Raw genomic sequence first — 25,929 nt, 5'->3', positions numbered from 1 at the left:
GCCGGGACGGCACCGCGCCCGCCCGCGGCGGGACCGGGCGACCGGCCCGCGGACCACGGACCACGGACCACGGACCACCGCACAGGAGCGAGGACGCGAACGATGACCGGACCCGGGCGCCAGAACGGGCGGGCCTCCCACCACACGACGCGCGGCACCGGTCCGGTGCTGCTCGTCGTCCCCGGCGGGGCCGGCCACCCGATGGGGCTCGACGGCCTCACCGAGCGGCTCGCCGAGCGGTTCACCGTGGTGACCTTCGACCCCCTGGGCCTGTCGCGCACCCCCCTGGACGGCCCGGTCGGCGACCAGCGCGTCGAGGACTGGAGCGACGACGCCCACCGCCTCCTCGCCTCCGTCCTCCCGGACGGCGAGTCGGCGTACGTGTTCGGGACCAGTTCGGGCGGGATCGTCGCCCTCGACCTGCTGGCCCGGCACCCGGAACGGCTGCGCCGGGTGGTGGCCCACGAACCGCCGAGTGTCGCGGTGCTCCCGGACGCCCCGGCGCAGCGCGCGATGATCGAGGAGGTGGACGCGCTCTGCCGCACGCGCGGCACCGCGGTCGCCATGGCGCGGCTGGCCGCGGGTCTCGAAGCCGGAGCGCCGGGGAGCGGCCGGAGCCCGGGCGCGGAGCCCGCGGCGCGGGACGGCGAGGAGGCACCCGCCGCACCGGCCGACGGGCCCGCGGAGCACATGGCCGACACCCCGGCGGGCGTCTTCCTGGCGCACGTGCTGCGCCCGTTCGCCACCCGCGATCCGGACCTGGACGTCCTGAGGGCGCGGGCCGGCCGGCTGACCGTGGGTGCGGGCAGCACCTCGCACGGGCAGCTCCCGCACCGCACGGCCGCGGCCCTCGCCGCGGCGACGGCGGCGCCCCTGCTGGAGTTCCCCGGCGGCCACCTCGGCTGCCTGGAGCACCCGGCACGGTTCGCGGACCGGCTCGCGGAGGCGCTGACGGCTCCGACCGGCGGGTGAGCGGGCAGGCCGGCACGGTCCTCCTCCGTTCGAGCGCCCGGTCCCATGATTGTCTGGAGCCATGGAAGTTGTCCTCACGAGCGTCATAGCCGTGCTGGGTACGCTGCTGGGTGCGGCGGCGTCCCACCTCTTTCAGCAGCGCACCGTGGTGCGGACGGAACGCTTCACGCGCGGCGAACGGCTCCGGCAGGAACGCATCGACGCCTACTGCGCGTTCGGCGGGGCGCTGGCGGCCTACCGGCGCAGCCAGCTCGACCACTGGTTCGCGCGGCACGGCGACCGGCGGCGGGAGCCGTCGGAGGTGAGCCTGCTGCACGGTGAGGCGCAGCGGTCGAGGACGGCGGCGATGGAGGCGATGTTCCGCGCCGAACTCCTCACGAACTCCCCCGCGCTGGACGCCCTCGGGCGGCGGGCGCTCAAGGAGGCCGACCGCATATCGAGCGCGACCACACGGCCGGACCTGGACGCGGCGCGGGACGCGTCACGGACGGTGATCTACGACTTCATGGCCGCCTCGCGGGCGCACGTCCCCGGGCTCGGCGGCGCCGGCCGGTAGCTCCCGGTCCTCGCCGTCGGTCGCCCGCGCCGCCGCGGGCACGGCCCCGACGCGGGTGCTCGGCGAGGAGCCGCCGGAGACGGTGAACCGGAAGCGCCGCTCGTCGTCCGGCGCCCAGCTCACCGTGAGGTCGTGACCACCGGGCTCCGCGTCCGCGACCCGCGTCACCCGCACCGACACCAGGCCGGCGAGGGGTTCGGGGTCCGGGTCGGCGGTCAGCCGGACCAGGGCGACGAAGAGGGAGGCGCCGGGGCCGGTGGTCCCGAGGGCCGCGGCGGGTGGCCCGTCGGCCGCCGTCCCCCCGCCCGACAGACCGTGGTCCGGGCGGAGTTCGCCGCGCACGCCGTCCCGCGCCGCCCAGCCGGTGATCCGCACCCCGGTGCCCTCGGCCGCGCCCGCCACCAGGTGGGCCCGCACCTCGACCGCTCCCCGTGCGACGACGAGGCAGGCCACCGTGACACCCGCCGAGACGGTGTGCCGGGACGCCGCCCAGTCCTCTCCGGCGCCGAGCGGCTCGATGCCCGTCCGGCTCGCGTCGCCGCCGACGATCACACTGTTGTCGGGGGCCGGCGAGGGCTCCGTGACGGTCGAGTAGGCGAGCCGCGTGTAGTACGGGTCGTAGCGGGTGTCCTCGCTGCCGTGGTTGTGCAGCCGGACCAGACCGTCCGAACACGTCGACTGGACGAGCCAGTTGGCGGGCGCGACCGGGGTGACCGCGTCGGTGCGCTCGGCGGGGCCCGGCTCCTCGCGCGCCGTCCACACCGCGTGCTCCGGGGGCAGCAGCAGACCGACGAACGCCTTGGCCGCCCAGTACGGCGAGGCGGGGCCGGAGTAGTTCTGGAGCACCGCCTCGTCGGGGCCGCGCCAGCCGAGGGTGAGCAGGCCGCGGTCGTCCACCGCGCCCCGGTCGAGGAAGTAGCGCAGGGCACCCGAGGCCAGGCGCCGGGTCGCGCCCGGTGACAGCGGTGTCCGGCCGGTGAGCGCTCCGAGCCACAGCGGGGCGGTGGCGGCGAACCGGTAGGTCAGCGAGCGGCCCTGCATCATCGGGGCCCCGTCGCCGCCGAACAGCCGCGCCTGGTCGGCGAGATGGTCCTCCAGCCGGCCGCCGTACAGGTCGAGCAGGCGGCTGTCGCCCGCGAGGTGGGCGTGCAGCACCGGGTAGAAGTGCAGCGCCCAGCCGTTGTAGTGGTCGAACCTGCGGCCGTCGCCGTCGGTGTACCAGCCGTCGCCGCGGTACCACTGCTCGACGCGCTCCAGGCCGCGGTCGATCACCGATCGCGCGAGGGCGGGCTCGTGGCCGACCTCGTGGAGGAAGCCGCCGACCGTGACGGGGAACAACTCCCAGTTGTTGGGCCAGGGTTCGGCCGTCAGGGCGTCCCCGAGCCAGGCGGCGGCCCGCTGCCGCACACCGTCCTCCAGGCGGTCCCAGAGCAGGGGGCGGGTGAGCCGGAGCGCGAGGGCGACGGACGCGGCCTCCACCAGCGGCTGACTGCGGTGTGCGATGCGGGGCCAGACGCCCGCCGTTCCGGCGGCGAGCCCGTCCGCGTACCGCTCCAGGACCGTCTCGTCCCGGCGGAAGGCGGCGAGCAGGAAGGTGCGCGCGTAGCCCTCCAGGCCGTCGGAGAGCCGCCCGGAGGCGCTCGTGCGCGTCCCCGGGAGGTGGTAGAGGGCGCCGGTGTCGGTCGCGTAGGGCGCGACGGAGGCGAGCAGGGTGTCGGCGACCGCCTCCCAGTGGGCTCGCGTGCGGCCGGTGTACGGGCTGACGGTCCGGTCCGCCGCGGGCTCGTCGGGCATCGGCGGGCTTCCCTTCTCGGGGGCCGGCGGACGGGGCCGGCTCGGGGACGGGCGTGCGGGGCGACGGGACACCGGTGAGCGGGGACGGCCCCACGGCGGGCTCCCGGGGACGGGGCGCCCCGGGGACGGGACGCTACCGCGTCGCGGCAAGCGCTTTCCAGACCCTGGGGGCCGTCCCCCGTCGAACGCCGCGCCCGGATCAGCCGTGCAGCCCCCAGTGCCCCCGGTGGACGACCTCGGCCGCACCCCGCCGGCGCTCCTCGACGCGGGGGCTCTGCGGGGGAACGTCGTCCGCCCGATGACCGACGGTGATGCCGCCGATCGGCGCGTACTCCTCGGGAATGCCGAACTCGGCTCGGAAGGGCTCCAGTTGCTCGGGCATGATGCCGAAGAAGCAGGCACCCAGGCCCTCGTCGACCGCCGTCAGCAGCATCATCAGCGACGCCATGCCCGTGTCGACGAACCAGTAGGGAGCGGGCCAGCGGGCCTCCGCACGGTCCTCCCAGCCCTTGTCCGGCTCGGCGTAGCGCTCCAGGTAGGCGGCCTTGTGCGCGAGCGGGACGACGACCAGCGGGGCGTCCTGCATGGTCGGCGTCTGCTCCACCCGGGTCGGCACGAAGGGCCAGAACCGGGCGCGGTCGGCCGGCTCCGTCAGCGCGAGGAACGCCCATCCCTGGGAGAACCCGGCGGAGGGCGCGCGCAGCGCGGCGGCGAGGACGCGTTCCACCGTGTCCGGCGTCAGGGGCTTGTCGGAGTAGTGCCGGATCATACGGCGGCGACGAACCACCTCGGAGAATTCCATGGCGGCAGATCCTGCCACCCCCGGCCGCCCCCGGGCAGGGCGCCGGCCGGATCGGCTGGTGCCGTGGCCGGAAGGGTTCGCCGGAGTCACGGCGTCCGGTGCGGTGCATGGCACGGCGGAGCGTCGCCCGCGTACGGGATGTACTCCGGGATGCGGCGACGCGGCGCGGTGCCGTGCCGGGCGTCGCGAGCCCGCGGACCTCCCCGGTCAGGTCTGTAGGGTCGAGGCATGACCAGCGACGCGACCGGCCTGCGGTCCGGCGGCACACCGCGCGGCTTCGCCGAGGCGCTGTCCGGCGGCCCGCTCGTGCTCGACGGCGGCATGTCCAACCAGCTGGAGTCCGCCGGGCACGACCTCGGCGACGCCCTGTGGTCGGCGCGGCTGCTCACGGACCGGCCCGAGGCGGTCGTCGCGGCACACCTCGCCTACTTCGAGGCGGGCGCGGACGTGGCGATCACCGCCAGCTACCAGGCGACGTTCGAGGGCTTCGCGCGGTACGGGGTCCCGCCCGGCCGGGTGGCCGAGCTGCTCGGCCTGAGCGTCGCGTCGGCGCGCGAGGCGGCCCGGCGCGCCCACGCGGAGGGCGTCGCACGGCCCCTGTGGGTGGCCGCGTCGGTCGGCCCGTACGGGGCGATGCTCGCGGACGGTTCCGAGTACCGGGGCCGGTACGGACTCGGCGTCGGCGAGCTGGAGCGGTTCCACCGCCCGCGCCTGGAGGTGCTGGCCGCCGCGGGCCCGGACGTGCTGGCCCTGGAGACGGTCCCGGACGCCGACGAGGCCCGGGCCCTGCTGCGGGGCGTGCGCGGGCTCGGCGTACCGGCGTGGCTGTCGTACAGCGTCGACGGTGACCGCACACGGGCGGGACAGCCCCTGGAGGACGCGTTCGCGCTCGCGGCAGACGTGGACGAGATCGTCGGGGTCGGAGTCAACTGCTGCGCGCCCGGGGACGTGGCCCCCGCGGTCGCCGTGGCGGCCCGGGTCACCGGGAAGCCGGTCGTGGTCTATCCGAACAGCGGCGAGACCTGGGACGCGGCGGCCCGCGCCTGGACCGGCGACTCCTCGTTCGCGGCGGACCGGGTCGGCTCCTGGGAGCGGGCCGGCGCCCGGCTGATCGGCGGCTGCTGCCGGGTGGGCCCGGAGGCGATCGCGGGGATCGCGCGGGCCGTACGGGACACGGCCTAGTCCGGCGGGGCGGGCACGGCACCGGGCCTGGTCACCTTTCCGCCCGTCGCCCGGCCCCGCCGACGACGCGGCGGGTGCCACACGGCGGGCGCCCCGCTGCCGCAAGGCGGCGAGACCGACCGGCGGTGCGGCAGGGTCGCCCGGCGGGTGTCCCCCCGCCGTGGTTCACGCGCGTCCGACACCGCCCGCCTCCGGGCCGCCCCGGGCCTGCGACCTGCGGAAGCGGCGGACGGCCGACAGGGGCGTCGCGATGCGGGTGGCCGCGTTCAGGGGGCGGTGGGCCGGCGCCTCGGAGCGGTCGGGGCCGTCCGCCGGGTCGGCCGGGGGCTCGCCAGGGGGATCGGCGTCCTCCTGCCAGAGGGCGATCTCACGGTCGCGCGGGCCGTGCACGGTGTGCGGCTCGCCGGCCCCGAAGACCCGGACGGGGTGGGAGGAGTCCCAGGCGTCCCATCCGGGATCGCCGTCGACGGCGAAACGCACCCACGCTCCGTGCATCGCGTCGGCCAGTTCCTGCGGGGCCCCCTCGCCCGCGAGCTTCGCCGACTCGGGCACGTCGGGGGTGTCGAAGACGAAGCCCAGTTCGAGCGCGTGGCAGGCGCCGAGGCCGGGGACGTTGGACGGCCAGGCGAACTCGTAGACGTGCGCGGGGGCCCTGCGGTCCCGCGGGCCGGCGTCCCCGGCGGCGGACGGCCGGTCCGTGCGGGCGTCGGCGAGCCGGTGCAGCGGGATGCGCAGGATGTGGTCGGTCACCATCTGCCCGACGAGGTCGGCGGTGCCCGCGTCCGGGTGGAGGGCGCGGTATCCGCGGGGGACCTCGTGGCCGCAGTGGCAGCGCGCCATCGCGCCGGCCAGGGCCACCGGGCCGAGGCGGTCGACACGCTCCAGGAGGCCGCCGGGCACGAGCCAGAGACGGTACTCGTCGCGGGTCCAGCCGAGGAGGAGCCCGACGTCCGCCGCGGCCCCGTCGACGAGCGCCTCCAACGGGTCCCGGGGCACGAGATCGCCGTCGACGACGATGCCGAAGGCGGGGCCCCCGAGCACCGGGCTGCCGAGGCGGCCCACGTCGGCCTGGGTGCGCAGCAGCAGGTCCCGGTCGACCTCGGCGAACGCCTCGGCCGTCGCGGGGATCTTGAGCCGCGCCGCCATCCTGCGGACCATCCGGCGGACCTTGTCGCGGTCGCTCGCCTCGGGCGGCCCGCTCTGCAGGACGGCCCGGGCGAACAGGCCCCGGGCGCGCGGGCTCGCGAGCAGCGCGCCGATGCTGATGGCGCCCGCGGACTCGCCGAAGACGGTCACGCGGTCGGGGTCGCCGCCGAACGCGGGGATCGCGTCCCGCACCCACTCCAGCGCGGCCAGTTGGTCCCGCAGTCCGGGATTGGCCGGGGCGTCCGGGAAGAGTCCGTACCCCTCCACGCCCAGACGGTAGTTGAACGACACGAAGACCACGCCGTCGCGGGCGAACGCGTGCCCGTCGTAGACGGGGACGGCCGAGGAGCCCCGGGTCAGCGCGCCGCCGTGGATCCACACCATGACGGGGAGCCGCGCCGCGGGGTCCGGGGCCGGTGTCCACACGTTCAGGTTCAGGCAGTCGTCGCCGGGGACGCAGGGGTCGGACAGCAGACGTCCGAAGGCCTCGGAGTACGGGGGCTTCGGCGGCGTCGGCCCGAACGCCGCCGCGTCCCGCACGCCGTCCCAGGGCTCGGGCGGCACGGGCGGACGGAAGCGGTGCGGGCCGACGGGCGCGGCGGCGTACGGGATGCCCCGGAAGACCGCGATCCCCCGCTCGTACCGGCCGCGCACCCGCCCGTGCGGGGTGGCGGCCACCGGGCCGTCCGTCTCCGTCGATTCCACCGCGCCCACCGCCATCCGGGACCAGCTCCTCGTCGTCGCACGTCGTAAGGATCAGAGCATCACATCGCGCCCCGGTATTCCTGCCGACGGCCCCCGTTCGGCCGATACCGCGACCCGCCCGGGACGGCTGCTCGGGGCGGGGCGCCCCGACGGCCCCGCGATGCCCCCGGGGCCGCACCACGGGCGCCCGAACGCCGGGGCGACCACGCGGCACCCGCCGCCGTCCGCCCGGCTGCCGGTCCGCCCCCTCTCCCGGCCGTCCGATTCGTTCAAGACCGGCTTCCGGCACGCTGCCTACCGTGGGCGCATGACTCCTCGATTCGATGTGATCGGCCTGGTCGTCTCCGACATGGCCGCCTCGCTCGCCTTCTACCGCCGGCTCGGGCTCGACTTCCCCGCGGACGCCGAGGCCCAACCGCACGTCGAGGCCGCGCTGCCCGGCGGGACGCGCCTCGCCCTGGACACGGAGGAGACCGTGCGGTCCTTCCATCCCGGCTGGCGGCCTCCCTCGGGCGGCGGCCGGACGTCACTGGCCTTCCACTGCGGCCAACCGGCCGAGGTCGACGTCGTCTACGACGACCTGGTCGCCGCCGGCCACCACGGGGAGCTGAAACCGTGGGACGCCTTCTGGGGCATGCGCTACGCCGTCGTGCACGACCCGGACGGCAACGGTGTGGACCTCTTCGCCCCGCTGCCCGAAGGTCCCGCCACCACCCCGTAGCAGGCCCGGGAGCCGGAGTGCCCGGCCCGCCCCGGGCGGCGGCTCCGGGGCCGGCCGCTATCGGCGCACGACCAGCTCACCGAGCGTCGCTCCGGCCAACTCCCTGACGTCCCGGGCCAGGTGGGCCTGGTCGGCGAAGCCGGCTCGCAGGGCCGTATCGGCGAACGGCACACCGTCGCGGGCCAGGGCGAGTGCGCGCTGAAGACGCAGGACGCGGGCCAGGGTCTTGGGGCCGTATCCGAAGGCCGTGACGGAGCGCCGGTGCAACTGCCTTGCTCCCAGGCCGAGTTGGTCGGCGACGCGGGCGACGGGGCATCCCCGGCCGAGCGCGGTGACGACCTCGGCGAGCAGGGGATCGGGCCGTTCGCAGTCCGCGGCCCGGTGCAGGGCGATGTCCTCCAGGGCGGTGACGGGGTCGGCGGCGCGGTCGACCCGGCCGGTCAGCCGGCGCACTTCGGCCGCGGGCCACAGTTCGGCCAACTCCACCCGTCGGTTGCGGAGTTCGCAGGCCGGTACGCCCAGGTAGGTGGGTGCCGTGCCGGGGTGGAAGCGGATGCCGGCCCAGCCTCCGGCCGGCGATTCGGCGGGACGGTGGGGACCGGTGTCGGGACCGGCCACCAGCAGGCGGCCCTGGGTCCACAGCAGGTCCATGCACCCGTCCGGCAGCACGGTGGCGACCGGGACGGGGGCGGGAGCCACGGCTCCGGGCGCGGAGCCGGAGGGGCCGGGGTGGTCCGGTCCCCCGGTACGGCGGCCCGCGGTCCCGGGGCCGCTCCCCGATCCCAGGGCCTCGGCCGCCGGAAGACGGCGCCACATGACCGCGCCCGGCAGCCGGGAGGCCCGTTCCGCGTACATGGGTGCCAGGCTACGCCGGGCCGCGGCGCCGTTCACGGCGGCCGTTCCCGGACCCCCGGGACGGGGCGGCGCGGGGGCCCCGTGCGCAGGCCGACACCCCGCCGACCACGCGCGGCCCTCGCGCCAGGCACAGGGCGACGGCGCCGCGGCGGCCGGCTCGGGGCAGGGACGGGAAGGCGCGGGGAAGGCCCGCCGCCACGGCAGGCGGCGGGCAGCAAGCAGCGAGCGTCGGCAGGCGGCAGGGCGGCAGGGCGGCAGGGCGGCAGGGCGGCAGGGCGGCAGGGGAGCGTCGGCCGGACCGGGGCGGGCACGGTGGCGGGCTGAGCGCGTGCGGGGCTCTCCGGGGCGCGCCGAGAAGCGACGGGACGGGCGCCGGCGGTGGGCCGGACCGGGGAGGCGCCTCAGTCGGCGGAGGGAGGCCGCTCGGCGTCCTTCTCGGGGCGGTGGCCGTGGTGGGTGTTGCGCGTGTGGGTGCGCAGCCGCGAGGTCACGTCCTCGGGGGGCAGGAAGCGCGACCAGCGTTCCGGGAACTCGGAGGGCATGTCGGGATCGTCCGGATCGGAGTCGTAGGACCGGGTCGCGGCGACGCGGGCGACGTACTCGGCGGCCTGGACCTCGCGCAGCCGCTCGTTGGCGGCGCGCGCCGCGGCGGTGGCCGCGGCCGGCCAGACCCGGTCGATGGCGGCGTTCACGGCGGCGCCGACCAGGACCGCGAAGGCGGACACGCCGATCCACAGCAGGACGGCGACGGGCGCCGCGAGCGAGCCGTAGATGGTGGGACCCTCGACCGTGTTGGTGAGGTAGATGCGCAGCAGGAAGCTGCCGAGCACCCACATGGCCAGGGCGACCAGGGCTCCCGGCACGTCCTCCACCCACGGTGAGCGCACGGGCACGGAGACGTGGTAGAGCGTGGTCAGGAACACGACCGACAGGACGATGACGACCGGCCAGTACAGGACCTGCACGACCGTCTCCGACCAGGGCACCACGTTCACCACGGCGTCCGGCCCGGCCACCATCAGCGGCAGCGCGATGGAGCCGATCAGCAGCGCCACGATGAACAGCAGGAACGACATCACCCGGGTCTTCACGATGCCGCGGGTGCCGTCCAGGCCGTACATCACGGTGATGGTGTCGATGAAGACGTTGACCGCGCGCGAACCCGACCAGAGGGCGAAGAGGAAGCCGAGGGAGATGATGTCGGGCCGGCCGCCCTTCATCACGTCGTGCAGGATCGGCTCGGCGATCTGGTGCACGCCCTTCTCGGTGAGGACCGTGCGGGACGCCTCCAGCAGGTTGGACTCCAGGCTGGCGATGGTGGCGGCGCCGGTCCAGTCGTCCACGTAGCCGAGCAGCCCGATCAGGCTGAGCAGCAGCGGGGGCACGGACAGGAGCGTGAAGAAGGCGGCCTCGGCCGCCAGTCCAAGGATCCGGTACTCCATGCACGAGTTGACGGTGTCCTTGAGCAGCAGCCAGGCGGTCCTGCGCTTCGAAACGTTCCGGTACAGCGCGCGTGCGCGGTGGAACCGGCCCGGACGGGGCCGTTCAGGTGTTTCTTTTGCCTGGTGCACGTCCTTACCGTATCCGTATGGCAGCCAGCACCCACACCGTGACCAACCAGGCTCCGCCCCTGGTCGGATATGACGTATTCGCCGCCGACCGGGCCCTCACGGAGGCGGTCGAGCGGCACCTCGACCCAGGGCTCCTCGACGAGGCCCGCGACGAACTGTCCGCGCTCGGCCGGTCCTCCGGTTCCGCCCAGGTACAGGAGTGGGGTGCGCTGGCCAACGAGAACCCGCCCAGGCTGCGCACCCACGACCGGTACGGCAACCGGATCGACCAGGTCGACTTCCATCCGTCCTGGCACCGGCTCCTCGGCAAGGGCGTGTCGGCGGGCCTGACCGCCGCGTGGAACCGCCCGGGAGGGCACCTGCGGCGGGCCGCGGGGTTCGTCGTCTGGTCGCAGGCCGAGGCGGGCAACGGCTGCCCGCTGTCGATGACGCACGCGGCGGTCCCCGCGCTGCGCACCGACCCGGCGCTCGCCGCGGAGTGGGAGCCGCGGCTGACGTCCACCGTCTACGACCAGGAGCTGCGGCCCGCCTCCCGGAAGCCCGGCGCGATCTTCGGTATGGGCATGACCGAGAAGCAGGGCGGCAGCGACGTACGGGCCAACACCACCGAGGCACGGCCGCTCTCCGAGGACGGGACGTACGGGCTGACCGGGCACAAGTGGTTCTGCTCGGCGCCGATGTCGGACGGCTTCCTGGTCCTGGCGCAGGCGCCGGGCGGGCTGACGTGCTTCCTGGTGCCGCGGGTGCTGGAGGACGACACCCGCAACGTCTTCCGCATCCAGCGGCTCAAGGACAAGCTGGGCAACCGCTCCAACGCGTCGAGCGAGGTCGAGTTCGACGGGACCTGGGCGCGCCGGGTGGGCGACGAGGGCCGCGGGGTGCGGACCATCATCGAGATGGTCGCGGCGACCCGGCTGGACTGCGTGCTCGGTTCGGCCGGGCTGATGCGGCAGGCCGTCGCACAGGCGGTCCACCACTGCACGTACCGCGAGGCGTTCGGCGGCCGGCTCCTCGACAAGCCGCTGATGCGCAACGTGCTCGCCGATCTGGCGCTGGAGTCGGAGGCGGCGACCGCGCTGGCGATGCGGCTGGCCGCGGCCTACGACGACGGCGGCGAGCAGGAGCGGGCGTTCCTGCGGCTCGCGGTGCCCGCCGCGAAGTACTGGGTGACCAAGCGGTGCACGCCGGTCGCCGCGGAGGCGCTGGAGTGCCTGGGCGGCAACGGCTACGTCGAGGAGTCGGGCATGCCGCGGCTGCTCCGCGAATCGCCGCTCAACTCCGTCTGGGAGGGCGCGGGCAACGTGCAGGCGCTGGACGTGCTGCGGGCGCTGCAACGGGAGCCGGGCGCTCTGGACGCCTATCTGCGGGAGGTGGGGCAGGCGCGCGGCGCGGACCACCGGCTGGACGGGGCCATCAAGAACCTGCTGGCCGAACTCGCCGACCTGGAGGGGGTCGAGGGCCGGGCGCGCCGGCTGGTGGAGCGGGTCGCGACGGTGCTCCAGGGGTCGCTGCTGGTCCGGTACGCGCCGCCGGAGGTGGCGGACGCGTTCTGCGCGTCGCGGCTGGGCGGGGACTGGGGCTCGGCGTTCGGCACGCTGCCGCACAGTCTGGATCTGGCCGGCGTGGTGGAGCGGGCCCGGCCGGTGGCCTGAGGGTCCCGGCGCGGGGATGGTGCTGCGCCGACACGGCACCACCCCCGCTGTCGCCCCGTTCAGGAGCCCGGGCGCCGCTCGGGCGGCGTCGCTGTCAGTTTCGAGGAACCTTGTGACCGTTGGCGAGAGTTGCAGACCGTTGCATTCCTTTGCGCACCTTGTGCGAAGTCCGCGCGGGCCGGGCCGGGAGCAGGCACGATGTGGGAGGACGGCGGCGTCGTGGCTCGTCCGCGGTCCTCGTTCCGGGAGTGCCCTGTGAAGACCACATCGTTTCGCCCCGGCCCGCCCGCGTCGCCGGCCGCTTCCGCTCCGCCGGTGCCGGCGAAGGGCGGCTGGACCGCGCCGGTCACGGGCGGGCGCGCCCTGTTCGCGCCCCGCCCGGTGATCGACCGGTCCTGGCAGCGGATGAGACGACTGGGCATCGATCCCGAACAGGGAACGGACAGCGCCCGACTGCCGTCGGACGAACTCGAACACCGGCGGTCGTCCGGTGTCCTGGCGCAGGTGCTGCCGACGCTCAGCGCCGGACTGGGCGCGGTCGCCGACGCCTCGTGGCAGATCATGGTGGTCGCGGACCCGGAGGGCCGGGTGCTCTGGCGCGAGGGCAACGCGGGCGTGCTGCGCCGGGCCGACGCCGTCTGCCTGTCCGAGGGCGCCGACTGGAGCGAGGACACCACCGGCACCAACGCCATCGGCACGGCCCTGAGCGTCGGCGCCCCGGTCCAGGTGCACGCGGCCGAGCACTTCGTGCGGGCGCTGCACGAGTGGACCTGCGCCGCCGCCCCGGTCCGCGATCCGCGCGACGGCCGCCTGCTCGGCGTCGTCGACGTGACCGGCCCGGACACCACGTTCCACCCGGCCACGCTCACCCTGGTCGACACGGTGTCCCGGCTGGCCGAGAGCGAGCTGCGCACCCGCCACCTCAGGGCGATCGAGCGGCTGCGGGCGGTCGCCGCGCCCCTGCTGTCGCGGCTGCCCGGCAGGGCTCTGGTGGTGGACACGCACGGCTGGCTCGCCGCCGTGACCGGGATGCCGCCCCTCGACCGGGTGCCGCTGCCGGACGGCTTCGGCGCGGGCCGGGCCTGGCTGCCCACCCTCGGGGCGTGTGTCGCCGAGCCCATGCCGGGGGGCTGGCTGCTGCGTGTCACCGAGGCGGAGGAGCCCGGCGGTCCCGGACGGATCGTCCTCGACCTCGCCGACCCGCGCCGCCCGCGCGTCACCGTCGCGGGAGCGGCGGGCAGCTGGTCCCAGGCGCTGAGCCCGCGCCACGCCGAGTTGCTCTACGTCCTCGCGGTGCACCGGCCCGGGCGCAGCGCGGCGCAGCTCGCGGTCGACCTGTTCGGCGACCCGACCCGCACGGTGACGGTCCGTGCCGAACTGTCCCGCGTCCGGCGCCGGCTCACCGGGCTCCTGGACCACCGGCCCTACCGGTTCCGCGAGGAGGTGGAGGTGGAGGTGCTGCTGCCCGGCGACCCGCTCGACCTGCTGCCGCACTCCACGGCCCCGGCGGTGCTCGGGGCCCGGACGGCGGCGGGACGAGAGCGGGCGTGACCGCGCCGGACGCCGCCGGCGGGCCGAGCGTCCGCGGGCGGGGAGCGCGCCATCGGGCGGGGGCCGTGGCGGCCACCGGGTGGACGGAAGGGTAGGCGGTGTACGTATTCGGTGAGCGTCTTCCGCCGTCTTCGTCCTGGCCCGGCAAATGCTGCCGTAGCATCCCCTTCACAGGCCACCCCACCGGTCTCTCCGTCAACGCCCTCGGCGGAACAGGCAGTTGGCCTAGTCGGGAGGACGCATGAAGCAGCGCGGCAGGCATCGTCGCCGCAGAAGAGGCCAGGCGCTGCGCGCCACCCTGGCCGGGACCGCGCTCGCGCTCACCGCGGCGGCCACCCTGATCAGCACCTCACAGGCGACCGGCAGCAACAGTCCGGGCGGCCTCACCGAACTGCGGGCGGGCCCGGCCGCCCGGCACCTGCGGCTGCACGAGAACCCCGCCTCCCGGGAATCCCTCGACACGCTGAGCGGCAGCATGGGCGGCAACGTCGGCGTCGAGGGCGTCCTCGCCGACGCCGACCGCACGATGCGCGGCACCGGCGACTGCTCCGGGCGCGAGCGGTCCGCGCTGCCCGTCGAACCGGCGGCGACCCGCGCGTACTGCTGGGACGGGGCGGACGCGCGCACCCGGGCGTGGCAGCCGCGCTCGGTGACCACCTCGGGCGACGCGGAGGCCACCGGGCGCTGGGGAACCCGCAAGGTGATCCTCGCGGGCTGGACCCGCGGTGCGGACACGACCGCCTCCACGGGCCGCGACGCGGGCTTCGCCCGGGTCGCGTTCGTCGACGCCACCGACCCGGACGCGCTCCGCTACCGGTGGGTGCTGCTCGTCGCGCCGAGCGCGGGAGGCAAGGACTTCACCGCGGTCCGCGCGGGCCTCGGCGGCATGGTCTGGTACCGGGACAAGCTGATCGTGACCGCGGCGCACGGCAAGGGCCTGCTCGTGTTCGACCTGCACCGGGTACTGCGCGCCGGTGTCGCCGGCGCCGCCGTCGGCAGCACCGGCGACGGCGGCTTCTCGGCGGCCGGCTACCGGTACGTGATGCCCGCCGTGGGCTCCTACGACCCGGAGGGCGGTTCCTGCGGTCGCCCCGGGGCGGCCCCCTGTATCGGCTCGCTCTCCCTGGACCGTACGACCGCCCCGGCCAGCCTGGTGGCCACCGAGGCCGCGACCGACCGGGCGGAACGCACCCGCGTCTGGCGCTACCCCTTCGACACCGCCCCGTACCGGACGGGCCTGCGTGCCGACGCCCGGGGCCGCGTGGACGCCGTCGAGGCCTACGCCACGAAGGGCACGGGGATCTCGGGCGTCCTGTCGCACCGGGCCGCGGGAGCGCGTGAGTCCCGGTGGTACGTGGGCCGGCCGGCCGGGAGCGGCGCCCGGCACGCCGAGCTGTGGCGGCAGGACGTGGACGGGGCGCGGGCGGCCACCTGCACCGCGGACCAGTCGCACGCCTGCTGGGGTCTCGGGCCGGGCGCGCTCTCCTACTGGCCGCAGACCGGCGAGCTGTGGTCGATGACCGACCCGGCGGCACGGCGGGTGCTGTTCGCGGTGCCGCTGTCGTCGGTCGACGCGTCCGTCGGCTAAGGGCCGTCCCGTCATCCCCGGTGGATCGGCGCACGGCGTCGGACGCGGTGCGTCGCACGACGGAGGGCCGCCCTCGTACCGTGCCGTGGCCGTCGTCGTGCGCCCGTCGGGGACGACGGGACAGCCCTCGGGCCGCGACACCCGGCGTCCGGGGGACGGGGGTGGACGCACCTCGGTGGCCCGGCGGGCGCTCCGCCGGGGCCCGTCCCGGGTCCGGGCCCCTTTTGGATGGGCGGGCGCCCGCGTGGTTCCCTGACCGGCATGAGCAACGTCAGCGTGACCACCTGGTCCCTGGAGCAGACGGCACCGACCGACCTGCTCCCCGCGCCGGCGCCCGACGGCGACGTCCGCATCGTCCGCGCCGAGGTCCCCTCCCCGGAGTTCAGCCGCTTCCTGTACGCCTCCGTCGGCGGCGACATCCGCTGGACCGACCGGCTGTCCTGGACGTACGCCCAGTGGCAGGAGGTCCTCGACAAGCCGGGCGTGGAGACCTGGGTCGCCTACGACCGGGGGACCCCGGCGGGCTACGTCGAGTTGGGCGCACAGGACGACGGTGTCGTCGAGGTCGTCTACTTCGGGCTGCTGCCCGCCTTCCGCGGGCGCCGCATCGGCGGTCATCTGCTGTCCTACGGGGCGGCCCGCGCCTGGGACCTGGCCGGGCGGTGGCCGGGGCGGGCCGAGACGAAGCGGGTCTGGCTGCACACGTGCAGCAAGGACGGGGAGCACGCGATGGACAACTACCTGCGCCGCGGCTTCAAGCTCTTCGAGACCAGGGTCGAGGAGGAGCGGGAGGTGGCCACACCGGGGCCGTGGCCCGGGGCGGCCCGCACCGCCTGAGCCTCCGCGTCCCGGTACGCGGGCCCCGCCCGCGTGCCGCCGCGCCGGGACACGGGCCGGGGCGGCAGGGGACGCGGGCCGAGGGGGCACAGGGGACGCCGGCCGGGGCGGCAGGGGACGCGGTGGCCGCTCGCTCCGCCTCGCGCCCCTCCCCCACCGCCCCGGCCGTCCCCTCCCTCCGCCCGGCCGCCCTCCACCGCGCCCGCGTTCCCGCGCCCGCGTTCCTCGCTCCCCCACCGACGGGGCCGCCCGCCCCGCCCCAACTCACGCAACCGCACCAGCCCTCCCGCCTCGGTAGACGGGCCGGCGCTGTGACCGGCGACACGTTCATCTCGCGATGCGGGACAGGTATGTCCACATGATGGATAACGGTGGACTGGCCCGAGATGCGCGTGACACGCTTCCGTCATGTCTGGAACTGGGATTGCCTTGGTGAGTCGGCGGCACGTCGACCTCGGCCGCATGTCCAGCGCCATCTGTCCGGCGAGCTGATCAGCCCAGCAGCGCCGACTTCTCCCCCCTTTCGCACTCCCCGCGCCGTAGCGCGCCGTACCCCTGTACGGGCGCGTCCGCGCAGGTCGGAGTCGTGGACAGCCCTGTCCCGCAGTCTCAAAGGACGTAATCGCCATGGCCGCCACCCCGCAGAGTCCCGACGCCGCGCCCCGCCGCAAGGTGAGCCGCCACCGCGGCGAGGGCCAGTGGGCCGTGGGTCACTTCACCCCGCTCAACGGCAACGAGCAGCTCAAGAAGGACGACGACGGTCTCAATGTGCGGACACGCATTGAGACGATCTACTCCAAGCGCGGCTTCGACTCCATCGACCCCGGCGACCTGCGCGGCCGGATGCGCTGGTGGGGCCTCTACACCCAGCGCAAGCCCGGGATCGACGGCGGCAAGACGGCGATCCTGGAGCCGGAGGAGCTGGACGACACGCACTTCATGCTGCGCGTCCGGATCGACGGCGGCCGGCTGACCACCCGTCAGCTGCGCGTCATCGGCGAGATCTCCCAGGAGTTCGCGCGCGGCACCGCCGACCTCACCGACCGGCAGAACGTGCAGTACCACTGGATCCGCATCGAGGACGTCCCGGAGATCTGGGAGCGCCTGGAGGCCGTCGGCCTGTCCACGACCGAGGCCTGCGGCGACACGCCCCGCGTGATCCTGGGATCGCCCGTCGCCGGCATCGCCGAGGACGAGATCATCGACGGCACCCCCGCCGTCGACGAGATCCAGCGCCGCGTCATCGGCAACAAGGACTTCTCCAACCTCCCCCGCAAGTTCAAGTCCGCGATCTCCGGATCGCCGCTGCTCGACGTCGCGCACGAGATCAACGACGTGTCCTTCGTCGGAGTGCGCCACCCCGAGCACGGCCCCGGCTTCGACCTGTGGGTCGGCGGCGGCCTCTCCACCAACCCCAAGATCGGCCAACGGCTGGGCGCCTGGGTCCCGCTGGAGGACGTCCCGGACGTCTACGAGGGCGTCATCTCGATCTTCCGTGACTACGGCTACCGCCGGCTGCGCACCCGCGCCCGCCTGAAGTTCCTGGTCGCCGACTGGGGGGTGGAGAAGTTCCGCCGGGTCCTGGAGGACGAGTACCTCGGACGGAAGCTGGTCGACGGCCCCGCCCCCGAGCAGCCCGTCGCCCGCTGGCGCGACCACGTCGGGGTGCACCGGCAGAAGGACGGCCGCTACTACGTGGGCTTCGCGCCGCGCGTCGGCCGGGTCGACGGCGCGACCCTGACGAAGATCGCCGATCTGGCCGAGGCGCACGGCTCGGGCCGGCTGCGCACCACCGTCGAGCAGAAGATGGTGGTGCTCGACGTGGACGAGTCGCGGATCGACTCGCTCGTCGAGGGCCTGGAGGCGCTCGACCTCACCGTCCGGCCCTCGTCGTTCCGGCGCGGCACGATGGCCTGCACCGGCATCGAGTACTGCAAGCTCGCGATCGTCGAGACCAAGGCGCGCGGCGCCTCCCTGATCGACGAACTCGAGCGCCGCATCCCCGAGTTCGACGAGCCGATCACGATCAACATCAACGGCTGCCCGAACGCCTGCGCCCGCATCCAGGTCGCGGACATCGGCCTCAAGGGCCAGCTCGTGCTGAACGACCGGGGCGAGCAGGTCGAGGGGTTCCAGGTGCACCTCGGCGGTGCGCTGGGCCTGGAGGCCGGGTTCGGCCGCAAGGTCCGCGGGCTGAAGGTCACCTCGCAGGAGCTCCCCGACTACGTCGAGCGGGTCCTCCTGCGCTTCCAGGCGGAGCGCGAGGACGGCGAGCGCTTCGCGGCCTGGGCCGCCCGCGCCTCCGAGGAGTCGCTGTCATGAGCGAGCGAGCGGCACCGTTCTACTGCCCCTACTGCGGGGACGAGGACCTGCGGCCCAGCGAGGAGGGTCACGGCGCGTGGGAGTGCGCGGCGTGCAACCGGGCTTTCCGGCTGAAGTTCCTCGGGCTGCTGTCCCGGGGCCTGCGGCAGGACGACCGTGGAGGGACGGAGATATGACGGCGGTTCGGCGTGAACGCACGGACGCGGAGCTGAAGGACCTCGCCGAGCGGGCGGGGCGCGAACTGGAGGACGCCTCCGCGCAGGAGATCCTCCGCTGGGCCGCGGAGACCTTCGGCGCGAGGTTCTGCGTCACCTCCTCGATGGAGGACGCGGTCGTCGCCCACCTGGCCTCCCGCGCCCGGGCCGGCGCGGGCCGGGTGGACGTGGTGTTCCTCGACACCGGCTACCACTTCCCGGAGACCATCGGGACGCGGGACGCCGTCGAGGCCGTGATGGACGTCAACGTCATCACGCTCACCCCCCGGCGCACCGTGGCCGAGCAGGACGCCGAGTTCGGGCCGCGGCTGCACGACCGCGACCCCGACCTGTGCTGCGCGATGCGCAAGGTCCAGCCCCTCGAAGAGGGCCTGGCCGGCTACGACGCCTGGGCGACCGGGCTGCGCCGCGACGAGTCCCCGACCCGGGCGAACACCCCGGTCGTCGGCTGGGACGAGAAGCGCCGCAAGGTCAAGATCGCGCCGATCGCCCGCTGGACGCAGGACGACGTCGATGCCTACGTCGCCGAGCACGGAGTCCTCACCAACCCGCTGCTGGCGGACGGCTACGCGTCCGTCGGCTGCGCGCCCTGCACCCGCCGGGTGCAGGCGGGCGAGGACGCGCGCGCGGGCCGCTGGGCCGGCCGCGCGAAGACCGAGTGCGGGCTGCACGGATGACGACGACCACCGACACGGCCGCGCCCGCCGCGGACCCCACGAACTCCCGGGAGCAGCAAGTGACCACCGGAGCCACCGTCTGGCTCACGGGTCTGCCGAGTGCCGGCAAGACCACCATCGCGTACGAACTGGCCGGCCGGCTGCGCGAGGAGGGGCGCCGCGTCGAGGTGCTCGACGGCGACGAGATCCGCGCGTTCCTCTCCGCGGGCCTCGGCTTCTCCCGCGCGGACCGCGACACGAACGTGCGGCGGATCGGCTACCTCGCCGAACTCCTCGCGCGCAACGGCGTCACGGCCCTCGTCCCGGTGATCGCGCCGTACGCGGACAGCCGCGACGCGGTCCGCGACCGCCACGCCGCCGGCGGCACCCCCTACCTGGAGGTGCACGTGGCGACACCGGTCGAGGTCTGCTCGGTGCGCGACGTGAAGGGGCTGTACGCCCGGCAGGCCGCGGGCGAGATCTCGGGGCTGACCGGGGTCGACGACCCCTACGAGGAGCCCGCCTCGCCCGACCTGCGCATCGCCTCGCACACCCAGACCGTGCAGGAGTCCGCGGCCGCGCTGCACGCGCTGCTCACCGAAAGGGGTCTCGCATGACGACCGTCGCCAGCGTCACCGAGAACACCACCGGCAGCCCGTACGCGCTGTCGCACCTGGACGCCCTGGAGTCCGAGGCCGTCCACATCTTCCGCGAGGTGGCCGGCGAGTTCGAGCGGCCGGTGATCCTCTTCTCCGGCGGCAAGGACTCCATCGTCATGCTGCACCTCGCGCTGAAGGCGTTCGCGCCCGCCGCGATCCCCTTCACGCTGCTCCACGTGGACACCGGGCACAACTTCCCCGAGGTCCTCGCCTACCGCGACCGCACGGTGGCCGAGCACGGGCTGCGCCTGCACGTCGCCTCCGTGCAGGACTACATCGACCGCGGTGTGCTGCGCGAGCGCCCCGACGGCACCCGCAACCCGCTGCAGACCCTTCCGCTCACCGAGAGGATCCAGGCGGAGCGCTTCGACGCCGTGTTCGGCGGCGGGCGCCGCGACGAGGAGAAGGCCCGCGCCAAGGAGCGGGTGTTCTCGCTGCGCGACGAGTTCTCCCAGTGGGACCCGCGCCGCCAGCGCCCCGAACTGTGGCAGCTCTACAACGGCCGGCACGCTCCCGGCGAGCACGTGCGCGTGTTCCCGCTGTCCAACTGGACGGAGCTGGACGTGTGGCAGTACATCGCCCGCGAGGGCATCGAGCTGCCGGAGATCTACTTCGCCCACGAGCGCGAGGTCTTCGCGCGGGCCGGCATGTGGCTGACCGCCGGCGAATGGGGCGGCCCGAAGGACGGCGAGAGCGTCGAGAAGCGCCTCGTCCGCTACCGCACCGTCGGTGACATGTCCTGCACCGGCGCCGTCGACTCCGAGGCGACCACCCTGGACGCCGTCATCGCCGAGATCGCCGCCTCCCGGCTCACCGAGCGCGGCGCCACCCGCGCGGACGACAAGGTGTCCGAGGCCGCGATGGAAGACCGCAAGCGCGAGGGGTACTTCTAGACATGACCAGCACCACCGAACCCACCGAACCGCTGTCGGTCGAGCAGTTGTCGTCGACCACCCTGCTGCGCTTCGCGACCGCGGGCTCCGTAGACGACGGCAAGTCCACCCTCGTCGGGCGCCTGCTGCACGACTCCAAGTCGATCCTCACGGACCAGCTGGAGGCCGTCGAGCGCGTCTCGGCCGGTCGCGGCCAGGACACCCCGGACCTCGCCCTGCTCACCGACGGCCTGCGCGCCGAGCGGGAGCAGGGCATCACGATCGACGTCGCCTACCGCTACTTCGCCACGGCGCGCCGCCGGTTCATCCTGGCCGACACCCCCGGGCACGTGCAGTACACCCGGAACATGGTCACCGGCGCCTCCACCGCCGACCTCGCCGTGGTCCTCGTCGACGCCCGCAACGGCGTGATCGAGCAGACCCGCCGGCACGCCGCCGTGGCCGCGCTGCTGCGCGTCCCGCACGTGGTCCTCGCGGTGAACAAGATGGACCTCGTCGGCTACGAGGAGACCGTCTTCGCCGCGATCGCCGAGGAGTTCACGGCGTACGCCACCGAGCTGGGCGTCCCCGAGATCACCGCGATCCCCATCTCGGCGCTGGCCGGCGACAACGTCGTGGAACCCTCCGCGCACATGGACTGGTACGGCGGGCCGACGGTGCTCGAACACCTGGAGACCGTGCCGGTCAGCCACGACCTGGCGCACTGCCACGCGCGGCTGCCCGTGCAGTACGTGATCCGCCCGCAGACCGCGGAGCACCCGGACTACCGGGGCTACGCGGGCCAGATCGCCGCCGGCACCTTCCGGGTCGGCGACAGCGTGACCGTGCTGCCCTCCGGCCGCACCTCCACCGTGTCGGGCATCGACCTGCTGGGCACGCCGGTGGACGCGGCGTGGACCCCGCAGTCGGTGACCCTGCTGCTGGCGGACGACGTCGACATCTCGCGCGGCGACCTGCTGGTGCCGAGCAAGGACGCGCCCGCCACGACGCAGGACGTCGAGGCGACGGTCTGCCACGTGGCCGACGCGCCGCTCACCGTCGGCCACCGGGTGCTGCTCAAGCACGGCACCCGCACGGTCAAGGCCATCGTCAAGGACATCCCCTCCCGGCTCACCCTGGACGACCTGTCGCTGCACCCGCACCCGGGCCGGCTCGTCGCCAACGACATCGGCCGCGTCAAGATCCGTACGGCCGAGCCGCTCCCGCTCGACGCGTACGCCGACTCCCGGCGCACCGGCGCGTTCATCCTCATCGACCCGGCCGACGGCACGACGCTGACGGCGGGCATGGTCGGCGAGTCGTTCGCCGCGCCGCAGCCGGTCAAGGACGGCACCGACGACGAGGGCTGGGACTTCTGACATGAATCCCGCCGACTCCTCCTCCACGTTCGCACGAAAGGGCGCCCTCGCCGGCGGCGGCGCCCTCGGCCGGAGGTCCCACCGAACGGAGTTCGGGGGAGGCCAGGGCGGAGTGGCGCGATGTGCGCGATGACGTACGCGCACTGCCTGCGCGCCCTCACCCCCCGGGCTTCGCGAAGACGAAGACCCGCCGACCTCCCGGCCACGACCTGACAGGTGCGTGACCGCCGGGCCGACGAGAGGAACACCTCCCGTGCCTGCCATCCGTTCGACGAGACGACCCGCCCGGGTGCGCCGCGGGCTCGCCGCCGCCACCGCCCTCCCGCTGCTCGCCCTCGCCGCCTGCGGCTACGGCTCCGAGGCCGGGGACGACACCACGGCGAAGATCGCCGCCGGGGCGGAGAAGACCGACGGCCTCGACTCCGTGAGGATCGGCTACTTCGGCAACCTGACGCACGCCACCGCGCTCGTCGGCAACCAGAAGGGCTTCTTCCAGAAGGAGCTCGGCGCCACCGCCGCGAAGTACCAGGTCTTCAACGCCGGCCCGTCCGAGATCGAGGCCCTCAACTCGGGCTCCATCGACATCGGCTGGATCGGCCCCTCGCCCTCGATCAACGGCTACACGAAGTCGAAGGGCAAGAGCCTGCGCATCGTCGGCGGTTCGGCGTCGGGCGGCGTGAAGCTCGTGGTCGACCCCGAGAAGATCAGGTCCCTGAAGGACGTCAAGGGCAAGAAGATCGCGACGCCGCAGCTCGGGAACACGCAGGACGTCGCGTTCCTCGACTGGGCCGCGCGCCAGGGCTGGAAGGTCGACGCGCAGAGCGGCAAGGGCGACGTCTCGGTCGTCCGCACCGACAACAAGATCACGCCGGACGCCTACAGGTCGGGCTCCGTCGACGGCGCGTGGGTGCCGGAGCCGACCGCGTCCAGGCTGGTCGCCGAGGGCGGCAAGGTGCTCCTCGACGAGCGGGACCTGTGGCCCGGCAGGAAGTTCGTGATCACGAACATCATCGTGTCGCAGAGGTTCCTCACGGAGCACCCGAAGGCGGTCGAGGCGGTCCTGAAGGGGTCCGTCGAGGCCAACAAGTGGATCAACGCCCACCCGGACGAGGCGAAGGCGTCGGCGAACCGGCAGCTGGAGGCGGACTCGGGCAAGGCCCTGCCCGCCGACGTCCTGGACCGGGCCTGGAAGTCCATCCAGATCATCGACGACCCCCTCGCGTCGACCCTGACCACCGAGGCGGACCACGCGGTGCGGGCCGGCCTCCTGGAGAAGCCCGACCTGAAGGGCATCTACGACCTCAGGCTGCTGAACAAGGTGCTCAGGAACGCGGGCGAGAGTCCCGTCGACGACGCCGGCCTCGGCGTCCGCTAAGCCCGTATCCCCACCGTTCCCAGGAGGTGACGACCATGGCCACGACTCTCGCCACGGCCGCGGACGGCGTCGCTGTGACGCGGTACGCCGCCCGTATCGAGCACGTCTCGAAGTCCTTCGCCGGCCCGGCGGGGCCACAGCTCGTCCTGGACGACATCACCCTCGATGTCGCGCCGGGCGAGTTCGTCACCCTCCTGGGGGCCTCGGGGTGCGGCAAGTCCACCCTGCTCAACCTGGTGGCCGGGCTCGACAAGCCCTCCGCCGGCACCATCACCACCGCGGGGCGCCCGGCGCTGATGTTCCAGGAGCACGCCCTGTTCCCCTGGCTCACCGCGGGCAAGAACATCGAACTCGCCCTGCGCCTGCGGGGAGTGGCGAAGGGCGAGCGGCGAGGCCGGGCGGAGGAGCTGCTCGAACTCGTCCGGCTGCGCGGCGCGTACGGCAAGCGGGTGCACGAACTGTCCGGCGGGATGCGCCAGCGCGTGGCGATGGCGCGCGCCCTCGCCCAGGACAGCCGGCTCCTGCTGATGGACGAGCCGTTCGCCGCACTGGACGCGATCACCCGGGACGTCCTGCACGACGAGCTGACCCGGATCTGGCAGGAGACGGGCGTGTCCGTCCTGTTCGTCACGCACAACGTGCGCGAGGCGGTCCGGCTGGCGCAGCGCGTGGTCCTGCTGTCCTCCCGTCCCGGGCGGGTGGCCCGCGAGTGGGAGGTCGGCATCGCACAGCCGCGCCGTATCGAGGACGCCCCCGTGGCGGAACTGTCCGTCGAGATCACCGAAGAACTGCGTGGGGAGATCCGCCGCCATGGCCAGCACTGACACCGGCGCCCGGCCGGCCGGGACCGCCGCCGGGGAGCAGGACTCCCTGGGCGGCCTGGAGGCGGGGCTCGACGCGCTGGAGACCTCGGTCACCCGGCCCAGGTCCCTCGGCGCCACGTTCCGGCAGAAGGTGCTGCCGCCGCTCGTCGCCGCCGTGGTGGTGCTGGCGGCCTGGCAGGCGCTGATCACCTTCCGGATCGTCGACGACCCGACCCGGCTGCCCGCCCCGTCCGACGTGTGGGCCGAGGTCGAGAACGCCTGGCTCCAGGGCACCCTGCTGGACTACATCTGGACCAGCGTGTCGCGCGGTCTGCTCGGATTCCTGTTCGCCCTGGCGATCGGGACGCCGCTCGGGCTGCTCGTGGCGCGGGTGCGGTTCGTGCGCGCCGCGATCGGCCCGATCCTGTCCGGCCTGCAGTCCCTGCCGTCGGTCGCGTGGGTCCCCCCGGCCGTGATCTGGCTCGGGCTGGACAACTCGATGATGTACGCCGTGATCCTGCTCGGCGCCGTGCCGTCGATCGCGAACGGCCTGGTGTCCGGCGTGGACCAGGTGCCGCCGCTCTTCCTCCGGGCCGGCCGCACGATGGGGGCGACCGGGGTGCGCGGCACGTGGCACGTCGTCATGCCGGCCGCGCTGCCCGGCTATCTCGCCGGCCTGAAGCAGGGCTGGGCCTTCTCCTGGCGGTCGCTGATGGCCGCGGAGATCATCGCTTCCTCCCCCGACCTCGGCGTGGGCCTCGGCCAGCTGCTGGAGAACGGCCGCAACGCCAGTTCCATGCCGATGGTCTTCCTCGCCATCTTCCTCATCCTGTTCGTGGGCATCGCCATCGACCTGCTGATCTTCAGTCCGGTGGAGCGGTGGGTGCTGCGCAGCCGCGGACTCCTGGTGAAGGGCTGACACCGTCATGAGCAGGTCGCAGCGTCCCGTCCTCGTCGTCATCGCCCACGGCAGCCGTGATCCGCGGCATGCGGCGACGGTGCACGCCCTGGTACGGCGGCTGCGGGCGCTGCGCCCGGGGCTGCGGGTGGAGACGGGGTTCCTCGACTTCAACGTGCCCTCCGTCCAGGGCGTCCTGGCGTCCCTGGACGCGGAGGGGGTGCGGGACGTGGTGGCGCTGCCGCTGCTGCTGACGCGCGCCTTCCACGCCAAGTCCGACATCCCGGCGGAGCTGCGCGCGGCGCCGTCCCGGATGCGGGTGCGCCAGGCCGACGTGCTCGGCCCGTCGCCCCTGCTGACGGCGGCGCTCGAACGCCGGTTGTACGAGGCCGGGCTGACGCCGGCCGACAAGTCCTCGACCGGGGTCGTGCTGGCCTCGGCGGGGTCCACCGACCCGGAGGCGATCGCGGTGATCGCAGCAATCGCGCGGGAGTGGCGGCACACCGGTTGGTGCGCCGTGCGGCCCGCGTTCGCCTCCGCCGCCCTGCCGCGCACCGAGGACGCCGTGCGCGAGCTGCGGGCGCTGGGCTGTGCCCGCGTCGCCGTCGCCCCGTACGTGCTGGCGCCGGGGTTCCTGCCGGACCGCATCGCGCGGGGCGCGGCGGACGCGGACGTCCTCGGCGACGTGCTCGGGCCCGCGCCCGAGGTGGCGCGGGTGCTGCTGGAACGGTACGACGCGGCCCGCCGGCCGCAGCTCGCCGCGCTCGGCGCCTGACGCGCGCACGGCGGCGCCGGGCACCCCGGCCTCCGCTGCCGGG

24 protein-coding genes are annotated in these 25,929 nt (G+C 74.6%); 19 read left to right on the top strand and 5 right to left on the bottom strand.

Annotated features, from left to right (window positions below; genetic code table 11):
- Positions 1–102: 102 nt before the first annotated feature.
- Together ACGFS9_RS14200 and ACGFS9_RS14195 are read left to right on the top strand one after the other, a co-directional pair.
- Positions 103–972, top strand: coding sequence for an alpha/beta fold hydrolase (locus ACGFS9_RS14200; RefSeq protein ID WP_393253170.1), 870 nt, complete (start codon positions 103–105; stop codon positions 970–972).
- Positions 973–1,033: 61 nt separating this feature from the next.
- The gene (locus ACGFS9_RS14195) at positions 1,034–1,528 is read left to right on the top strand and encodes a hypothetical protein (protein ID WP_393253168.1); all 495 of its coding nucleotides are present in this window, start codon (positions 1,034–1,036) and stop codon (positions 1,526–1,528) included.
- Here ACGFS9_RS14195 and ACGFS9_RS14190 read toward each other — a convergent pair.
- Both ACGFS9_RS14190 and ACGFS9_RS14185 read right to left on the bottom strand, forming a co-directional pair.
- On the bottom strand, positions 1,454–3,322 hold the full coding sequence (locus tag ACGFS9_RS14190) for a DUF2264 domain-containing protein (protein WP_393253167.1): 1,869 nt from the start codon (positions 3,320–3,322) through the stop codon (positions 1,454–1,456). The genes ACGFS9_RS14195 and ACGFS9_RS14190 overlap by 75 nt on opposite strands.
- Positions 3,323–3,521: 199 nt before the next feature.
- Positions 3,522–4,124 (bottom strand): nitroreductase family protein, encoded by a 603-nt coding sequence (locus tag ACGFS9_RS14185; RefSeq protein ID WP_393253166.1) that lies wholly within the window; start codon positions 4,122–4,124, stop codon positions 3,522–3,524.
- Positions 4,125–4,352: 228 nt separating this feature from the next.
- On the opposite strand from ACGFS9_RS14185, the gene mmuM reads away from it, so the two are divergent.
- A complete protein-coding gene (gene mmuM, locus ACGFS9_RS14180; RefSeq protein WP_393253164.1) occupies positions 4,353–5,306 on the top strand; it encodes a homocysteine S-methyltransferase in 954 nt (317 codons plus the stop codon).
- A 165-nt stretch (positions 5,307–5,471) separates the two neighbouring features.
- Here the strand turns inward: mmuM and ACGFS9_RS14175 are convergent, their stop codons facing one another.
- Positions 5,472–7,172 (bottom strand): carboxylesterase/lipase family protein, encoded by a 1,701-nt coding sequence (locus tag ACGFS9_RS14175; RefSeq protein ID WP_393253163.1) that lies wholly within the window; start codon positions 7,170–7,172, stop codon positions 5,472–5,474.
- Between the two features lie 292 nt (positions 7,173–7,464).
- Here ACGFS9_RS14175 and ACGFS9_RS14170 point away from each other — a divergent pair, with 292 nt between their 5' ends.
- Complete coding sequence (locus ACGFS9_RS14170; RefSeq protein WP_393253162.1) at positions 7,465–7,878, top strand: VOC family protein; 414 nt, start codon at positions 7,465–7,467, stop codon at positions 7,876–7,878.
- 57 nt (positions 7,879–7,935) lie between these two features.
- On the opposite strand, the gene ACGFS9_RS14165 is transcribed toward ACGFS9_RS14170, so the two are convergent.
- Positions 7,936–8,733 carry a helix-turn-helix domain-containing protein gene (locus ACGFS9_RS14165; RefSeq protein WP_393253161.1) on the bottom strand — a complete coding sequence of 266 codons (798 nt, stop codon included), beginning with the start codon at positions 8,731–8,733 and terminating at the stop codon, positions 7,936–7,938.
- A 401-nt stretch (positions 8,734–9,134) separates the two neighbouring features.
- The gene (locus ACGFS9_RS14160; protein ID WP_393253160.1) at positions 9,135–10,304 is read right to left on the bottom strand and encodes a YihY/virulence factor BrkB family protein; all 1,170 of its coding nucleotides are present in this window, start codon (positions 10,302–10,304) and stop codon (positions 9,135–9,137) included.
- Between the two features lie 17 nt (positions 10,305–10,321).
- Here ACGFS9_RS14160 and ACGFS9_RS14155 point away from each other — a divergent pair, with 17 nt between their 5' ends.
- The 15 genes from ACGFS9_RS14155 (at position 10,322) to ACGFS9_RS14085 (ending at position 25,886) form a co-directional block, all read left to right on the top strand.
- On the top strand, positions 10,322–11,956 hold the full coding sequence (locus tag ACGFS9_RS14155) for an acyl-CoA dehydrogenase family protein (protein ID WP_393253159.1): 1,635 nt from the start codon (positions 10,322–10,324) through the stop codon (positions 11,954–11,956).
- A 315-nt stretch (positions 11,957–12,271) separates the two neighbouring features.
- Positions 12,272–13,507 carry a GAF domain-containing protein gene (locus ACGFS9_RS14150; RefSeq protein WP_393253158.1) on the top strand — a complete coding sequence of 412 codons (1,236 nt, stop codon included), beginning with the start codon at positions 12,272–12,274 and terminating at the stop codon, positions 13,505–13,507.
- A 241-nt stretch (positions 13,508–13,748) separates the two neighbouring features.
- Positions 13,749–15,095 (top strand): hypothetical protein, encoded by a 1,347-nt coding sequence (locus ACGFS9_RS14145; RefSeq protein ID WP_393253157.1) that lies wholly within the window; start codon positions 13,749–13,751, stop codon positions 15,093–15,095.
- 261 nt (positions 15,096–15,356) lie between these two features.
- A complete protein-coding gene (locus tag ACGFS9_RS14140) occupies positions 15,357–15,932 on the top strand; it encodes a GNAT family N-acetyltransferase (protein ID WP_393253156.1) in 576 nt (191 codons plus the stop codon).
- A 408-nt stretch (positions 15,933–16,340) separates the two neighbouring features.
- Positions 16,341–16,424 (top strand): putative leader peptide, encoded by an 84-nt coding sequence (locus ACGFS9_RS14135; RefSeq protein WP_309486338.1) that lies wholly within the window; start codon positions 16,341–16,343, stop codon positions 16,422–16,424.
- 135 nt (positions 16,425–16,559) lie between these two features.
- On the top strand, positions 16,560–18,254 hold the full coding sequence (locus tag ACGFS9_RS14130) for a nitrite/sulfite reductase (protein WP_393253155.1): 1,695 nt from the start codon (positions 16,560–16,562) through the stop codon (positions 18,252–18,254).
- A complete protein-coding gene (locus ACGFS9_RS14125) occupies positions 18,251–18,430 on the top strand; it encodes a hypothetical protein (RefSeq protein WP_393253154.1) in 180 nt (59 codons plus the stop codon). Before ACGFS9_RS14130 ends, ACGFS9_RS14125 begins: the two co-directional genes overlap by 4 nt.
- Positions 18,427–19,146 (top strand): phosphoadenylyl-sulfate reductase, encoded by a 720-nt coding sequence (locus ACGFS9_RS14120; RefSeq protein ID WP_393253153.1) that lies wholly within the window; start codon positions 18,427–18,429, stop codon positions 19,144–19,146. The genes ACGFS9_RS14125 and ACGFS9_RS14120 overlap by 4 nt, the downstream gene beginning before the upstream one ends.
- 59 nt (positions 19,147–19,205) lie before the next feature.
- A complete protein-coding gene (gene cysC / locus ACGFS9_RS14115; RefSeq protein ID WP_393253458.1) occupies positions 19,206–19,742 on the top strand; it encodes an adenylyl-sulfate kinase in 537 nt (178 codons plus the stop codon).
- Complete coding sequence (gene cysD / locus ACGFS9_RS14110) at positions 19,739–20,677, top strand: sulfate adenylyltransferase subunit CysD (protein WP_393253152.1); 939 nt, start codon at positions 19,739–19,741, stop codon at positions 20,675–20,677. Before cysC ends, cysD begins: the two co-directional genes overlap by 4 nt.
- Before the next feature lie 2 nt (positions 20,678–20,679).
- Entirely contained in the window at positions 20,680–22,035 is a 1,356-nt protein-coding gene (locus ACGFS9_RS14105; RefSeq protein ID WP_393253150.1) for a sulfate adenylyltransferase subunit 1, read from the top strand.
- A 253-nt stretch (positions 22,036–22,288) separates the two neighbouring features.
- Positions 22,289–23,410 carry an aliphatic sulfonate ABC transporter substrate-binding protein gene (locus ACGFS9_RS14100; protein ID WP_393253148.1) on the top strand — a complete coding sequence of 374 codons (1,122 nt, stop codon included), beginning with the start codon at positions 22,289–22,291 and terminating at the stop codon, positions 23,408–23,410.
- Positions 23,411–23,445: 35 nt separating this feature from the next.
- Positions 23,446–24,234: an ABC transporter ATP-binding protein gene (locus ACGFS9_RS14095; RefSeq protein WP_393253147.1), complete on the top strand. Its 789-nt coding sequence runs from the start codon at positions 23,446–23,448 to the stop codon at positions 24,232–24,234.
- Positions 24,221–25,132 (top strand): ABC transporter permease, encoded by a 912-nt coding sequence (locus tag ACGFS9_RS14090; protein WP_393253145.1) that lies wholly within the window; start codon positions 24,221–24,223, stop codon positions 25,130–25,132. Before ACGFS9_RS14095 ends, ACGFS9_RS14090 begins: the two co-directional genes overlap by 14 nt.
- Positions 25,133–25,139: 7 nt before the next feature.
- Positions 25,140–25,886 (top strand): sirohydrochlorin chelatase, encoded by a 747-nt coding sequence (locus tag ACGFS9_RS14085; protein WP_393253143.1) that lies wholly within the window; start codon positions 25,140–25,142, stop codon positions 25,884–25,886.
- Positions 25,887–25,929 lie beyond the last annotated feature (43 nt).

Origin of the sequence: Streptomyces sp. NPDC048566, from assembly GCF_043199735.1 — a bacterium.
Lineage (GTDB): Bacteria > Actinomycetota > Actinomycetes > Streptomycetales > Streptomycetaceae > Streptomyces.
The sequence above is the reverse complement of the archived record's forward strand: the minus strand, read 5'-3'. Positions and strand labels throughout refer to the sequence as shown.